This is a genomic window from Fluviibacter sp., assembly GCF_057744235.1.
Map to the genome: position 1 here is coordinate 48,198 of NZ_JBIJFP010000001.1, position 14,124 is coordinate 62,321.

Annotated in this window: 14 protein-coding genes; 7 read left to right on the forward strand and 7 right to left on the reverse strand. The window is 55.9% G+C overall.

The annotated features are described in order from the left end of the window. The first annotated feature begins 83 nt into the window (after positions 1 to 83). Positions 84 to 917 carry a M48 family metalloprotease gene (locus AC3GOJ_RS00195; protein ID WP_488235432.1) on the forward strand — a complete coding sequence of 278 codons (834 nt, stop codon included), beginning with the start codon at positions 84 to 86 and terminating at the stop codon, positions 915 to 917. On the opposite strand, the gene AC3GOJ_RS00200 is transcribed toward AC3GOJ_RS00195, so the two are convergent. Continuing rightward, positions 914 to 2,296, reverse strand: a complete 1,383-nt coding sequence (locus AC3GOJ_RS00200) for an APC family permease (RefSeq protein WP_488235433.1) — start codon at positions 2,294 to 2,296, stop codon at positions 914 to 916. The genes AC3GOJ_RS00195 and AC3GOJ_RS00200 overlap by 4 nt on opposite strands. Before the next feature lie 64 nt (positions 2,297 to 2,360). On the opposite strand from AC3GOJ_RS00200, the gene AC3GOJ_RS00205 reads away from it, so the two are divergent. Next, the gene (locus AC3GOJ_RS00205) at positions 2,361 to 2,720 is read left to right on the forward strand and encodes a hypothetical protein (protein ID WP_488235434.1); all 360 of its coding nucleotides are present in this window, start codon (positions 2,361 to 2,363) and stop codon (positions 2,718 to 2,720) included. A gap of 20 nt (positions 2,721 to 2,740) precedes the next feature. Here AC3GOJ_RS00205 and AC3GOJ_RS00210 read toward each other — a convergent pair whose 3' ends face one another. Then, complete coding sequence (locus AC3GOJ_RS00210) at positions 2,741 to 3,133, reverse strand: hypothetical protein (RefSeq protein WP_488235435.1); 393 nt, start codon at positions 3,131 to 3,133, stop codon at positions 2,741 to 2,743. Positions 3,134 to 3,135: 2 nt separating this feature from the next. On the opposite strand from AC3GOJ_RS00210, the gene AC3GOJ_RS00215 reads away from it, so the two are divergent. Then, complete coding sequence (locus AC3GOJ_RS00215) at positions 3,136 to 3,798, forward strand: septal ring lytic transglycosylase RlpA family protein (RefSeq protein WP_488235436.1); 663 nt, start codon at positions 3,136 to 3,138, stop codon at positions 3,796 to 3,798. Between the two features lie 8 nt (positions 3,799 to 3,806). Here the strand turns inward: AC3GOJ_RS00215 and AC3GOJ_RS00220 are convergent, their stop codons facing one another. Beyond that, entirely contained in the window at positions 3,807 to 5,387 is a 1,581-nt protein-coding gene (locus AC3GOJ_RS00220) for an FAD-binding domain-containing protein (RefSeq protein WP_488235437.1), read from the reverse strand. Between the two features lie 306 nt (positions 5,388 to 5,693). Between AC3GOJ_RS00220 and AC3GOJ_RS00225 the strand changes: the two genes are divergently transcribed. Then, a complete protein-coding gene (locus AC3GOJ_RS00225; protein WP_488235438.1) occupies positions 5,694 to 6,950 on the forward strand; it encodes an ABC1 kinase family protein in 1,257 nt (418 codons plus the stop codon). Here the strand turns inward: AC3GOJ_RS00225 and AC3GOJ_RS00230 are convergent. Together AC3GOJ_RS00230 and AC3GOJ_RS00235 are read right to left on the reverse strand one after the other, a co-directional pair. Continuing rightward, on the reverse strand, positions 6,947 to 8,326 hold the full coding sequence (locus AC3GOJ_RS00230; RefSeq protein ID WP_488235439.1) for a TAXI family TRAP transporter solute-binding subunit: 1,380 nt from the start codon (positions 8,324 to 8,326) through the stop codon (positions 6,947 to 6,949). The two genes, AC3GOJ_RS00225 and AC3GOJ_RS00230, sit on opposite strands and share 4 nt — an antisense overlap. Before the next feature lie 77 nt (positions 8,327 to 8,403). Continuing rightward, positions 8,404 to 8,994: a CBS domain-containing protein gene (locus tag AC3GOJ_RS00235; protein ID WP_488235440.1), complete on the reverse strand. Its 591-nt coding sequence runs from the start codon at positions 8,992 to 8,994 to the stop codon at positions 8,404 to 8,406. Positions 8,995 to 9,158: 164 nt separating this feature from the next. Between AC3GOJ_RS00235 and AC3GOJ_RS00240 the strand changes: the two genes are divergently transcribed. The 3 genes from AC3GOJ_RS00240 to AC3GOJ_RS00250 are packed head-to-tail and all read left to right on the forward strand — an operon-like array spanning position 9,159 to position 10,618. Continuing rightward, a complete protein-coding gene (locus AC3GOJ_RS00240; protein ID WP_488235441.1) occupies positions 9,159 to 9,323 on the forward strand; it encodes a hypothetical protein in 165 nt (54 codons plus the stop codon). A gap of 3 nt (positions 9,324 to 9,326) precedes the next feature. Then, on the forward strand, positions 9,327 to 9,926 hold the full coding sequence (locus AC3GOJ_RS00245) for an SCO family protein (protein WP_488235442.1): 600 nt from the start codon (positions 9,327 to 9,329) through the stop codon (positions 9,924 to 9,926). Between the two features lie 2 nt (positions 9,927 to 9,928). Further along, positions 9,929 to 10,618, forward strand: a complete 690-nt coding sequence (locus AC3GOJ_RS00250; protein ID WP_488235443.1) for a fumarylacetoacetate hydrolase family protein — start codon at positions 9,929 to 9,931, stop codon at positions 10,616 to 10,618. A 6-nt stretch (positions 10,619 to 10,624) separates the two neighbouring features. Here the strand turns inward: AC3GOJ_RS00250 and AC3GOJ_RS00255 are convergent, their stop codons facing one another. Both AC3GOJ_RS00255 and AC3GOJ_RS00260 read right to left on the reverse strand, forming a co-directional pair. Next, positions 10,625 to 11,551: a transglutaminase family protein gene (locus AC3GOJ_RS00255; RefSeq protein WP_488235444.1), complete on the reverse strand. Its 927-nt coding sequence runs from the start codon at positions 11,549 to 11,551 to the stop codon at positions 10,625 to 10,627. Beyond that, positions 11,551 to 14,094, reverse strand: a complete 2,544-nt coding sequence (locus AC3GOJ_RS00260; RefSeq protein WP_488235445.1) for a circularly permuted type 2 ATP-grasp protein — start codon at positions 14,092 to 14,094, stop codon at positions 11,551 to 11,553. Before AC3GOJ_RS00260 ends, AC3GOJ_RS00255 begins: the two co-directional genes overlap by 1 nt. Positions 14,095 to 14,124 lie beyond the last annotated feature (30 nt).

Here is a 14,124-nt window from a genome sequence, read left to right on the forward strand (position 1 = left end):
TTATGCCGTTTCCTTCTTGCCCATGATCTACTGCCATGAATCCATTAAATCGCGGTTTATGCCTTCTCAGCAGTTGTGTTGTCTTGAGTGCCTGTACGCAGTTCAACAAACTGCAAATTCACGACAAGGCCTATCTGGACGATCAAAAGATCGAAGAAAGCTACCAGAAAGCGGCCGCGTTACAGGCCAAAGGCGAGAACGGCGAAGACATCGTCGTCAACAAGGAAACCCTGCGCCTGCTCCATGATGTGCGCCAACGCCTAGAGAAAACCAGCGGTCAGACTTTTGAGTACGCGATTGTGGATTCGGATAGCCACTCGCACCTGTTGATGAGTCATGACAACAAGGAGTACGTCACCTTCAGTATGCAGTTTCTGGATAAGTTCGGCAGTGATCCGGACATCATCGCTGCCGTTGTGGCCCATGACCTTGCCCATATTGCCGACAAAGACACTGGTGATGCCATTGAGAACCGGGAAATCGGCTTTTTTGTCGCCAGACAGGTGATTAGTGCTGCACTATCCGTCGTCGGTACTCCGATTGCCGGCTACGCTGCCAGCGCGGCCATGTCAGGTGCAGAGCAAGTAGAGATATCTCTGCAGGAGGACAAAGTAAATCCTATTGGCATGCAATGGCTCCTGGACTCCGGCTACACGCCTTGCGGTTACATCAAGATCAAACAATACGATGAGAGCAATGCGGGTCTAGGCTCCCCGCTCAAGTTCATGGGGTCCCACCCAGGCATTTCCGGCCGTGCCCAAATGGCGCAGGACCACGTTGCCGCCAATCCCAAAATTGTGTGCCCGGCACCACCGGCCAACCCGGACAAAGCTGAGGCCACCACTAAGGCACCGACATCCGTGACACCAAGTACCGATGGCAGTGCCACGCTTCAAACAGAGGCCCCAGCCAGCTAAACGCGCCGAACCCTTCGAAACCGTCGTTCATTCATCAGCAGGGGAATAAAGCCCACCAGCAATCCACCGGCCCCGAGAATATTCGTCAGCAAGTCGAATGTCGGAATACTGTAGAGCGCGATAAACACCATAAAGGCGCCTGAAAGCGCGGGCCAGAGCACATATGAAAGAGCATTGAGCATGCCTGACTGTAATTTATGTCGGTAGTGCCAGGCACAGGCAAAGCCGGCCAGGCTCATGTAAAAGCAGATTTGAAATCCAATCGCCAGGATGGAGCTTTCCAGAATCGCTTTCACAGAAGGCATATACGATGACGTAAAGAGCAACACCATGCCCAGCCCCCAAATGACCAGCGTTGCCACCCACGGGGTTTGCCACTCTGCGTGGACCCGAGCATACACAGGGTGCAGCATACGGTCACGCGCCATCGCAAACAGACTGCGGCTGAACTGGAGAATCTGAGTTTCAATCGTGCCAACGGTGCTGACGATTGTGCAAAAAACCGCCAGATAATTCCAAGGCGCAGGAAAAAGCTTTGTTGCCACCGCCAGCAGGATATTGGTATCCGCCTGGGCGATTTCCTGATCAGTCAAAACGATCAAAACGACAACCATCATAATCGTAAAGAAGAGGATCATATTCAGTACCGACCAAAAGGCACCAACGCCGGCCGCGCCACCCGGCGATCCTTGGCCACTCTTTGATTCTTCACTCAGATTCATGGTGACATCCCATCCCCAGAAGAAGAAGATTGCGGTCAGGGCACCTGTCGCAAAGAGCTGTGGCGTAAAAGCCCCGGGGGAAACCCAAATCACCGTTGGTGAATGCATTGGCTGTCCACCGTACTGCACGAAGGCACCTACGATCAACGCCAGCAGGATGGCCGTCTCGAAGACCGTCAATGTTAACTGGGTATAGCTGGAGTGCTTGATGCCACGGGTCACCACTAGCGTAACCGCCGTCAACCATATGGCAGCGACGCCCGCAACCCAGTGAGTACTTTCGACCTTGTCAGGCGCTAGGAGCACTAAGGTTGAAGTGGCTGCCGGAATTGTGGCAGACACCATAAAAAAGACGGATGCAACCAGCAGTCCCCATCCGGCAAAAAAGCCCCAGCGCGGGCCAAAAATCTGTCCAACCCAGGCGTAGGCAGCGCCTGCACTAGGCGTAATTTTGCTCAGATGGATGAAGGCCAGTGTAATGCCAAACATGATCAAACCACAGTACACGATGCTGCCCACTGATAGCACACCAACCCCTGCCACAATGGTTGCCGTTGTCACGGCCACGCTGAAGGCAGGCGCGGTACCAGCAATCCCCATGATGATTGATTCGGCGGTACCCAGTGCATTTTTCGCGAGTGCGTTGTCAGAAGCCATGTCCCGTTTCCTGTGTTCAATCCGGTTATTATGCCGGTACTCTCCTCAGATTCAGGCCGACGGTGTGAATACTCGCAAGCTCTTTCTCTTAATGATCCCTGTCATATCGGGGTGCGCCGGCCTCTCTACAGGCATTCGTGACGGAAATTTCACCTACGCATCCAAAGACGTCAGCATCAATCACTTCGGGGTTAATTACAGCATCAGCATCCCACTAAAGGTAGCTGATCAACAGGTAACAGCCCAAACACTCGCCTCGGATTGTGAAGCGGGTCTTGGCACCCTGAAAATTCTCACACTACAACCCGGCGATGATGTGAGCTACGCCGTTAAGGTTTCCGGCAACAGCAGTCCGGATAAAATCTTTAAACATCTCTGTGAGAAAAACCCGAAACTGGTCCGGATTGTCCGGGGATGTCGCTAAACGACCGTTCGAGGCTGCGCTCAATCACAGTTAGTCGCGCTACCCGAATTCAGGCAACTGGTGCCGTCAAAGTTATACGTCGTGTTGCCATAGCTCTGGTACTCGCTGCCATCCGTACCTAAGGTCAGACCACCTTCGGTTTGATAGCTCGTGCCCGTATCACTCTGTATCGTATTGCCGCTTTGCTGATAGGTTGCACCACCCGGTGCATAGGTATCGGCTCCGAGGTTCTGATAAGACCCGCCCGTATCAAAACCATTACTGTCCTGTGCATTTGCCTGTGAGGCGAAAAACATCAAGATGATGAGCAAAATACGGGAAGAATCCATGCCGGAATCAGCCTGAAACACGAAATGTGGATAATGTACCTGTTTCTTGACAACAAAGGCAGCGGATGCAGCCATGGATTTCAAGATTGCTGCGTTGTAAACAGCACGCCAGCATGTGGCTGGCTGTACTGTATTGCGCTCTGGTATCTGCGTCGACCTTCGCCGCTGGCCTAGAAAACACGGCCACCGCAGAGACCGTGAAGCAACCTTTGGCCGCCACCAGAAACAAAGGCGAACCCAGAAGCCAATCGAGCCAGCGCCTGCATCAGAACACATCCACCGAAACCAAGCGGCCTCGAGTCACACTGACACCTCCCGATAGCGAGCCTGTAGGCACGATTGCCTCTAAAGGTCTGCGCGGTAAAGCCAGTTTTTACGGGGCCAAGTTCAACGGCCGCAAAACCGCTACCGGCGAAATCTTCAATAACAAACTCTTCACAGCGGCCAGTAACCTGCTTCCCCTGGGATCGCTGGTCATGGTCAAGCGTCCGGATACCAATCTGTGTGTGGTCGTCAAAGTGAATGATCGGATGCATCCCAAACATCAGTCACGGGTAATTGACCTATCGCATAGTGCCGCCAAATACTTGGACATGGTGCGGGAAGGCATCGTGAAAGTTCAGATCGTTCCATTACCGGCCAACGCCACCGAAGGGAGCACCATCGACTGTGCCATGGGCTTCGAACTTGAGGAGTCTTGCAGCGACTGCCCCCCCCCGCCGCTTCAGTTTAACGACACCGTCCAGTAGCTCGTTGTCTATACGAACTCAAAGTCGAGCTGGCGCGCAAGGGACGCGACCTGCCTTGCTCGTTGATTTTTGTGGTCCCGCCCTCGCCGTGAACCATGCCGCTGCAAGATCGTTTGCTTCGCAGCAAGCACCTCCGGATTTCGCCGTTTCTCGTAAACCCGTGCTTTTGCATGGCGTGTTGCGGCCTCAAAGTCGACCACCGGTCGTGGAATGTCCACGCCTGGCTTCAGGCCATGCTGAATTTGTAGCGCGTCCGGCATACGCCAGGGTTCAAATAACCAGGTATCAGGCACCTGCCGCATGTAGGGTAACCACTGACGGACAAAGGTGCCCTTGGGGTCATGATCTTGTGCCTGCTTGATCGGATTATAGACACGCGTCGTGTTGATGCCCGTTGTTCCCGCCTGCATCTGCATCTGGCTCCAGTGAATACCCGGCTCATAATCCGTAAACTGGGTGGCTAACCATAGTCCAACTTGCCGCCAGTGAAGCCAGAGCGCATAAGAAGCCACGGAAACCAGCATGGCACGCATGCGAAAATTCAACCAACCCGTCTCTCGCAGCATCACAACACATGCATCAACGAGTGGCCACCCTGTGCATGCATTCACTAGCCTTTCAAAATGTAGCGGCGACCACTCTGACTCGCGGAGTCCGTCATAACCTCGGTGCATATTCGCCCATTCAATTTCGGGCTGGCTCTCCAGCTTTTGAATAAAGTGGCTCTGCCAGTAGAGACGACTGATGAATGATTGGATTCCACGACGATGCCGGGCCGAGAGGGTAGTTTCAGACGCCATAAATCTCTGCGTCGCCTTGATAACCTCTCGCGTGCTGAGTGTACCGTACGCCAAATGTGCAGAAAGTCTGGAGCATGCGGAGGTTGCCGAGAGTGGTGATGAAATTCCGCCCCGGTATTGCTGACTGCGCCGCTTCAGGAAATCCTCGAGCACCGCAATCGCATGCTGCCGCCCGCCGGCCTGTCGCCCGGGTGGATCATCTGAAAGAAGTTCCGGGTAGGTCTTTATGACATACCGGTTGAGCGCTTCTAGTGAACAACGCGCTGGTAGTGCCGGTGCGTCGCCCCAGCGAATTTCTGGCACAGGAAGTACTGGATCCGCCATCTGCGCGTCAAACAGCCTTTTCCAGTGATCTCGGTCACGCAGTCGGCGGATAACCCCTAACTGGCGATATTCCTGCCAAACGATCTGCCGGTCATGGCACCAGGTCGCCACCGCCAAATCACGCTGATACGTGAAGTCATTACCCGTTTCCTGATGTGAATAGAGGCCTGCAATGCTGCGTTGTTGTGCAATCTCAGCCAGGGCTTCAGGCATCGAACCGATCATGATCACCAGCTGACCACCCCGTTGCGCCAGACGATGTCGCAGGTCTACCAGGCTTTCCGCCACAAAACGCCATTGCCGGCCAGAGACATCCGGTTGTAACCAGAGATCGGGTTCGAATACATACAGCCCTATGACTGGGCCGGCAGCCGCAGCGGCGCACAACGCCGCATGATCATGAAGCCTGAGGTCACGTTTAAACCACACGATGTGGCAGCTTGGTTCAGCGCTTTCAATCATCATCACCATTTGAGATCTTTTTTGTCTAGGACAAATAGGGCGTTGGCGTTATATTGTCACAAAATCATTTTGTTTTCACTCTCCGACTATGGCACTTGAAAAGCACACGCGGCCCGATGAATCAGCGGCAGAATGCTGCGCCCAGGCCCAGATGACGTCCTATGCCCGCACTGAAGCGGAACGATTCAAATCATCATCCGACTGGCAAGATGCCCTCTACGAATTCCTGAAGCGTTGTATTCCATGTCAGCGAAAGTAGACAGGCCTCCAATTGCAGTCCCAGGGGGTCGGCTAAACCGGCTTGCCCGCATGGGCGCGCTTGTATCCCGCGTCGCGGGCGGCATGATTGCCGAAGGGGCGCGACAAATGGCGCGTGGTGAAAAGCCACGATTCAACACCATGCTCATGACGCCAGGCAATGCCCATCGGGTTACCGAAGAGTTAGCCCGCCTACGCGGCGCCGCCATGAAAGTTGGGCAGCTCCTCTCAATGGATGCCGGTGACCTCATACCGCCAGCCCTTACCGAAATCCTGAGTCGTTTGCGGGCCGATGCAGCGCCGATGCCCATGAGCCAGTTGGTGTCAGTCCTCGAACAGGCCTGGGGACCAGGCTGGGAGTCGCATTTTTCTCGATTCACCTTTATACCTGCTGCGGCAGCGTCGATTGGGCAGGTTCATACAGCGATTTCAAAGAGCCAAACGCGACTTGCCATCAAAGTCCAATACCCGGGCGTTAAGGAAAGCATTGATAGCGATGTTGATAATGTCGCAACCCTGCTCAGGCTATCAGGGTTACTTCCGGCAAGCCTTGATATCGGTGGTTTGATGCAAGAAGCCAAACGTCAACTGCATGCTGAAGCGAATTATCTTCAGGAAGCCAATTGGCTAAATCGCTATAAGACACTGCTGGGCCCGGACAGCCCTGTGATCATGCCAAGTGTAGAGCACAGACTGACCACGGATAACGTGCTCGCCATGAGCTGGGTAGACGGCCTACCGATCGAGGCAGTTGCGCGGGAACCGCAGCACCTGCGCAATCAAGTGATGTCCCAGTTGTTTGCCCTGATCCTGCAGGAGCTTTTTCGTTTCGGCGCCATGCAGACCGATCCAAATTTCGCCAACTATCTCTACCAATCGGCGACGCAGCAGATCGTCCTTCTGGACTTCGGAGCCACGCGGGAGATCCCTGCTTTCATGTCAGCGGGCTATCGCGATCTGATGCGCGCCGCAAGGCGGCAGGATCGGAGCGCCATGCGTGACGCGGCGGCCTCGATTGGCTACTTTAACCAGGCGATGACACCTTCCCAGATGGACAGGGTGATGGATCTCTTTCAGATGGCCTGCGAGCCACTCTGTCATGCAGGCAATTACGACTTTGCACAGGCCACACTGCATCGTCGCATGCATGAAGCCGGGATGTCACTGGCGCTTGACCGGGACTTCTGGCATACACCACCGATCGATGCACTGTTCATCCACAGGAAACTCGCGGGCACTTATCTTCTTGCGGCGCGGCTGGGCGCATGCGTCAACATCGGGAGTGTCGCTGCACCTTATCTGGATTAAATCGGTGCGTTCAAACGTGTTAGACGCTCGGTAATTTCGCGACGGACGAGTGCAATGGCGCTCTTCATCGTGTAGAAACGGTTGGTCTCGTCGGAGGAGACCCAGACATCTCCCAGCTCGTCATCGAGCAATTCCAGTCGTTCGGCAAGGTAACGAAGTTGCTCACGTGAGCTTGCCACATACATACGTTCTTCTATGATCTTCAGTTCATCGTAGGCATCAGAAATTAGCTGACGGGAACGGAAGAGCCGGTAATTGGGAATCAGGCGAAACAGAGGAAGAACAATGGCAAAAAGACCCAGTACCAGCAACCACATGCGGTCAATATAGCTCACCATCCAGAACGGCAACCTACCCGTCAGCCAGGGCGCGCCTTTCTCGTAATAGCGCTGCGCCACCTCACTGAGGGGAATGCTTTTATCGATATAGGCCGGAAACTGCTCGGTGCGGCCAAAGAAATTTTCTGAGTCTTCACTGGTTTTGTCGGCGGCACGCAGGAATAACTGCTGAATCGCCGGATGCATGGTTTTTTCAACGAGCAGCGTAATAGTCGAGGCAATCATGTGGATATCCTGCGCCGGGTCCAGCTTCGCCAGATTGAGCGAGCCGCGCGGAATAACTACCGTCTCCAGATAAGGCATACGCTTCACATAAGCATCCGCGTAGGCGAAATCGAAAATGTGCAATTCCGGATGCGCCAAGAGATGTTGAATCGTCGGCGAATCAAAACCATCCACTATCGCCATGGCCTCGATCTTGCCGGCCAACAGCTGCTCGGTGGCTTCTGCATGCGACAGACGGCGCAGATTGTCATTATCGTCGGAGATTTTGACACCACGCATGGCCAGAATTCGTGTCAAGAGCAGTTCAGTACCGCTGCCTTCGCGACCGATCGCCATCGGCTTACCGCGGAAGTAGTTAATGGCATCCGCCCCTGTAAACTGCGGCCCACGATAAAACAGCCACAGCGGCAGATACTGGACGCTGCCCAAAGACACCAGGTGCGGAAAATCACCCCGGTGCGCAATACCTCCCAGCAAAAAACCGGCATTGACTGGCGTTTTCGCATCATCTGCTTCAACAATACTTTCACGCGAGCCTGCTGTATTCACCAGGTGAAGCGTCACACCTTCCTGCGCAAAGATCTCCTGGTAGCGCTTACCCAACTGTTCGGTGGCGGAGCCTGGCTGGCCAACGGCTAGCGTCACCTCCCGCTCCGGCAGGGGCCTTGTAAAAAACACGACAAGCAAAACGCCGATGACGATAACCAGTATCGACACCCATTCCTCACGGAGCATGATGCGCCAGGCCAGATGCTCCTCGCGTAGCCGATTACGGAGAAAGCGGATAAATGCGTGATTTTTACGAACAGTCATTGGCGTATTTTGCCCCTTGCCTATGAAAAAGGCCACGGATCACCGTGGCCTTTTATCAATCAGGACGCTGACAGGGATTAGCTAGCAAGCACCGCCTCGATCTGAGCAAAGGTTTTGGCAACCGCATGAATCTGGGTTGCTACGCCCAGCTGCCGCGCAATCTGCGATGCCGAGAAAATACCGCGCACCATCTGCTGGTTGGTCAGCGGATCCGTATCGACCACCAGTGCGTGATTACGGTTATGTGCCTTGAGGGTTTCGATGATATCGATCACTTTGGACTGGCTCACCTGCTTGAGGGTCAGTACTTCGATATCGTTCTGCGGGGTCATCACATCCTTGACGGTAATTTCACCGTGTTTCAGGCCCTGCTTCTGCACACACTGCATTGGCTTTTCACCCAGAATATCCGTCGCGGTCAACAACCCAACGACTTCGCCTTTGTTGCCGGTCACCAGTAACGAGCGTACGCCACGCGAAATCATCTGATGATTGGCATGGCTGAGGAGCACGTCAGCACCCACCGTGGCAGCCACGATCTGTTTCAGATCGGTCATCACTTCAATGGCGGGAGAATCCGGCGTCACGATGTCTGCCTGGCTGGTTGGCAGATGAAAACCTGCGCCTTTTTCCAGCGCGGTGACCTTGAGGATATTAGGACTGCCCATGCTTTGATCTCCTTTGGCGTTTCTGGGTTATTTCCCTGTTCTTGTTGATGACCGCACATTGGATGTGAGGCTGTCTGCGCACTTTACTATTAAACTGATGACATGACACAGAGATTTTGTTGTTGCACCGCAACCGTTACGCGATTCCTACGGACTCATTCACGATGAAATCCATTAACCTGCTCACATTACTGATTCTGGCCCTGTTTGGTTTACTGCTCTGGCAGATGCACCAGCAAGACTGGGGGAGTTTCCTGCTTTTACTCGCGGCTGAAGCCGGGCTCATCGCTATCAAAATCACCAGTAACAGCCATTCCAAGCGGATCTGATCCATGCGATCTTTGACACAGCATCTGAAAACAGCCGTTCTTGTGGCAGCAGCCTGCCTTCTAGCAGCCTGTTCCAGCCCGCCCCCATTTAAGTCCAAGCCGGTTCCCGAAAGCCCGCTGGCCCCCCCCTTCACACTGACCGATCAACAGGGGCTACCCCGATCCCTCGGTGACTTCAAAGGCAAGGTCGTCAGTCTTTTCTTCGGTTTCACGCATTGCCCGGACATCTGTCCGACACACCTGGCCCGCCAAGCCGAAGTGATGCGACAGCTGGGGCCGCAAGCCGATCAGGTCGCGGTACTGTTTGTCTCGCTGGATCCAGAGCGGGACTCCCCCGAGGCCCTGCAGCGGTATATGGAGGCATTTAACCCGCGCTTTATTGCGCTGACCGGTTCACCCGAAGAAACCAGCAAGGTCGCCAAGCAGTACAAAATCTTCTGGCAGAAAACACCACTACCGAATTCGGCACTGGTCTATACCATTGACCACACCACCAACAGTTTCCTCATCGACCAGAAAGGTCGCCTGCGCCTGACCGTTCCGCATGACATGTCGGCAGCAGATGTCACCCACGACCTGAAACTGATGATTGAAAGCAACTGACCATGGCACGTTATGTTTTTACCCCAGCCGCAGAAACCTTGATTCCTGTCGTTGGCACCGACGCCGGCTTTCCTGTCCGCCGTATTTACTGCGTCGGTCGCAATTACGCGGAACATGCCCGCGAGATGGGCAGCGACCCTGATCGCGAACCGCCATTTTTCTTTTCCAAACCGCGAGATGCCGCCGTACCTGGTGGTGGTGACATATCGTTTCCACCAGCGACCAACAATTTGCAGCACGAGGTCGAACTGGTTGTGGCCATTGGCCAGGGCGGTCTGAGTATTCCGGAACACGAAGCCATGGCACACGTCTTTGGTTACGCCACCGGCATTGACTTTACCCGCCGAGACCTGCAAATGATCGCGCGTGAAAAATGCCACCCGTGGGAGCTTGGTAAAGGCATGGACCGGGGCGCCCCGATCTCGGCGATTGTGCCGGCCACCTCCGCCACGCTGGCAAACGATGCCGGTATCTGGCTCAAGGTCAATGGCGAACCCCGGCAGTCAGCTCGCTTGAACCAGATGACCTGGAACATACCGGAAATCATCAATCGTCTTTCCCACTTTTTTGAGCTGGCACCCGGCGACCTGATTTTTACCGGAACGCCGGGTGGGGTTTCCACCGTTCAACGGGGTGACATCCTATGCTGTGGCGTTGATGGCTTGCCAGAACTCACCGTGTCACTGCTCTGAATCGGGTCATTCATCTTCAGGCGTCATGGTGACGGAGACATCCAGCGAATGTTCGCCCCCCCCCACCACGACGCCCCGTAAGGGGATGACATCCGCGTAGTCACGTCCGCAGGCCAGCGTGACGAACTCATCCGTCACCGCCTTACCATTCGTCGGATCCAGGCCCAGCCAGCCATGCCCTGGGCACCAAGCCTCAACCCAGGCATGCGTCGCGTCGGCCCCCACCAGTCTCGGCTTTCCCGGCGGCGGTTGTGTGAGAATATAACCACTCATATAACGCGTCGGGATACCAACAGCCCGCAAACCCGCAATCAGGAGCTGTGCAAAATCCTGACAAACACCACGCCGCTGGCGCAGCACATCGCTCAGTGGTGTACCTACGGTCGTCGCATCAGGATCAAACGTAAATTCAGCGTGCATGGCCTGGGTCAGAGATAGCAATTGCTCATGCAGCGGTGCCGGTCGGGTCACATGATCCGTAACCCATGCTCGGGCTTCCGGCAATGCGGGGATCATGGGCGAATCTACCAGATACGCGGCACATGCCAAGGCAAAATGCTGCCCCGCCTCATCGGCCGGATCAAAACTGCGACGTGCCAGACTACCCCCGGCCCAAACCGGGCTTTCCTTAGGCCAGCTCGGTGCACACACAGAAACCGTCATCCGAGCTTTGACGGTCAGCAACCGGTGCGGCGCACTAATCGCAAAATCCTGGTAGCGGTTCCCGAAGAAATCCTGGCCTTCGCTAGACTCTGACAGCGGATGATTGACGATCAACCGGCTATCGTGGACCTGCTGATGTTCGAGATCGTGGGGCAGCAGATGTGCCCGGTGGCGTGCACTAGTCACGCTGTAGGCATAGCAATACTCAGTATCGTGTTCGATACGATACCGCCGCCACGGTCTTGACGCTGGCTTGATCAGCGCACGCATCAGAGGGACATTCCGGGTTCGCTGACGCTGAAATAACGTGCTGCCAGCATATCGCTGAGCGCGGCAATCTCCTGACCTAGCGTTGCAAAGGATTGCCGCAATACCTGTAACGCAGGAAAACCGCCCAGGGCCCATTCGGTTAATTGAATACCCGTCTGCTCAAGGCCGACAATGGGCCCACCCGTATCCTCACCCAGCCGTTGCAACGCCTGCTGCACTCCCTCCACCTGGAAACGCAGCGACCGTGGGTTCGTGGCGTCGAGCAACACAATCCCACTGACAGCCTGCCAACTCGCCACGCCGGTAGTCTGACTACGGAAGGCGCCAGAAGAGTCCGTCAAATCAAGCAGCCAGTCGAGGGGCAGAGTTGCCTCGGCGGCGCCCGGCTCTTCGCCATGCGTGGTCTGCAACAATAGTCCAATCGCCACATCCAGCGCCGCCGCCAGCAACACCAACCGCTCCAGCCGACGTCCTAGCGACAGAAAACGCCATCCGGCATCCCGGTTCATGGCATCCAGTGAAAAGCCGGACAATGCGGCCAGACCCGCCACGGCCCGATCAAGCCAAACCAGCGTCGGCCCCAATGTCACATTGGCCGACAGTGCCTGATCATTCACCAGACGATTCATGGCACGCCAGTGATCATGAGACAACCGGTCCCTCAAGGAAAAACCCACGCGGCCCAGTTGCGACAAAGTTTCCGCCAACCCTTGTCGATGTCCGGGATGCGTGGCACAACGGATGAGCTGTTCGACCGGAATCCGCGTCAGAACCTGATCAACCTCCGGTAAGGCCACCAGACCATAGCGCCAGACTAGCTCATGCAAGGCGACAACCCCATGGCGACGTGCATGGTGTAAGCGTTCACCGAGCGTCAGGCGCAGCAACCGGGCCATGCCTTCCGCCCGCTCGGTATAACGCCCCATCCAGAAGAGATTCTCTGCAACCCGAGAAGGCACACCCGTATGCAGCGCGGCAACATGCGCCGGCTCATCGGCTGGGCCAAAACACAAATCCTCGTTGTCGCCAGCCTGTAGCACCCAGGTGTCCTTGGATGCACCACCCCGCTGCATCGAAACAACGCGGGCATCCCGGCTTGATTCAACTCGCGTCAGCCCTCCCGGCATCACCTCATAGCTTTGCCCCACGGCAACGGCAAAGGCCCGCAAGCCAACAGATCGGGCATCCAGTTGCAGCATCCCGGGCCGTCGGTTCAACACTGGTGCCTGCGACAATCGCACCCACTCCTGCGCCACAAACCGATCGGGCGAGGCGGCCATCTGCGCCAACAGATCCGCCCGCTGTGTGGCATCCAGGTCCTGTCCGAAAATCGGTTGAAAATGACCCATGCCCTGTACCGATTTGATGACCAGATCATCCAGATGCGTGCGGACATAATCCATGGCTGCCGCCTCACCGCACCACCAGGTGGCCACCGAGGGCAACGCCAGTGATTCACCCAACAGGCACTGGCAGGCTGCGGGTAAAAAGCCCTGCAGAGCGGCCGACTCCACAACACCACTCCCCAGGGCATTGGCCATCAGCACCGTGCCGCGCCTTGCACAATCCGCCAGACCAGCAACGCCGAGCGCAGAATCGCTGCGTAACTCCAGCGGATCACAGAAGGCATCATCCTGTCGACGTACAATCGCATGCACGCGTTGTAAGCCGCTAATCGTTTTAAGCCAGACGCAGCCATCCCGGACAGCCAGGTCCCCACCCTCGACCAGCGGAAAGCCCAGATAACGGGCCAGCAACGAATGCTCGTAATAGGTTTCGTTCAGGGGTCCCGGGGTCAAAACGACCACCCGTGGCGATTCATCACCACAGGGTGCATGCTTGGCCAGAGATTCACGGAACGCTGAAAAAAAACCCGTCAGCGGTGCCACCGGCATTTGCGCTAGAAGCTCCGGAAAAGCCCGCGTCATGATCATCCGGTTTTCCAGTGCATAACCGGCACCCGATGGGGCCTGAGTTCGATCAGCAACAACCCACCATTGACCATCGGGTGCACGCAATACATCCGCAGCGTAGTTATGCAGGAAAATCTGCGCCGGTGCTTGCGTTCCAAAAGCCGCAGGTAACCACCCGCCTGCACCATAAACAACCTCAGGCGGAATCACCCCCTCTTTCAACAACCGTTGTGGGCCATACAGATCCGCCAGGATCCGGTTCAGCAAACGGGCGCGCTGGGCTAGTCCGTACGACAGGCTGGCCCACTCCTCTCCTGGCAATACCAGCGGTAGCTCATCGAGCGCCCAAGGTCGGTCTCGCCCCTGAGGGTCTGCATAAATCGTGTAGGTGATACCTTCATCGCGGATGTGTTGCTGGGCGCTAGCCAGGCGCGATTCAATGTCCCGAGCACCAGTCTCCGCCAACAGCGCTAGCACCGGCAACCAGTGCGGACGAGCAGCGCCATCGCTTTGACACAATTCGTCATAACGCGCTGCGCCCACCCGTCTGGCGTAACCGGCAATGAGTGGCGAGTCCGCAATTTCCACCGGATCCGCTGCCCGATGCTGCAACGAAGCGTGCGCAGTCATAAAGCACTCATGCGATGCAGAACATTCATA

Bases quoted from the DNA above. Each gene is read 5' to 3' on its own strand.
- AC3GOJ_RS00235 (WP_488235440.1), bottom strand. From the start codon at position 8,994: ATGGGCAGTCCTAATATCCTCAAGGTCACCGCGCTGGAAAAAGGCGCA.
- AC3GOJ_RS00200 (WP_488235433.1), bottom strand. From the start codon at position 2,296: ATGGCTTCTGACAACGCACTCGCGAAAAATGCACTGGGTACCGCCGAA.
- AC3GOJ_RS00240 (WP_488235441.1), top strand. From the start codon at position 9,159: ATGAAATCCATTAACCTGCTCACATTACTGATTCTGGCCCTGTTTGGT.
- AC3GOJ_RS00245 (WP_488235442.1), top strand. From the start codon at position 9,327: ATGCGATCTTTGACACAGCATCTGAAAACAGCCGTTCTTGTGGCAGCA.
- AC3GOJ_RS00225 (WP_488235438.1), top strand. From the start codon at position 5,694: ATGGGCGCGCTTGTATCCCGCGTCGCGGGCGGCATGATTGCCGAAGGG.
- AC3GOJ_RS00230 (WP_488235439.1), bottom strand. From the start codon at position 8,326: ATGACTGTTCGTAAAAATCACGCATTTATCCGCTTTCTCCGTAATCGG.
- AC3GOJ_RS00250 (WP_488235443.1), top strand. From the start codon at position 9,929: ATGGCACGTTATGTTTTTACCCCAGCCGCAGAAACCTTGATTCCTGTC.
- AC3GOJ_RS00255 (WP_488235444.1), bottom strand. From the start codon at position 11,551: ATGCGTGCGCTGATCAAGCCAGCGTCAAGACCGTGGCGGCGGTATCGT.
- AC3GOJ_RS00220 (WP_488235437.1), bottom strand. From the start codon at position 5,387: ATGATGATTGAAAGCGCTGAACCAAGCTGCCACATCGTGTGGTTTAAA.
- AC3GOJ_RS00260 (WP_488235445.1), bottom strand. From the start codon at position 14,094: ATGACTGCGCACGCTTCGTTGCAGCATCGGGCAGCGGATCCGGTGGAA.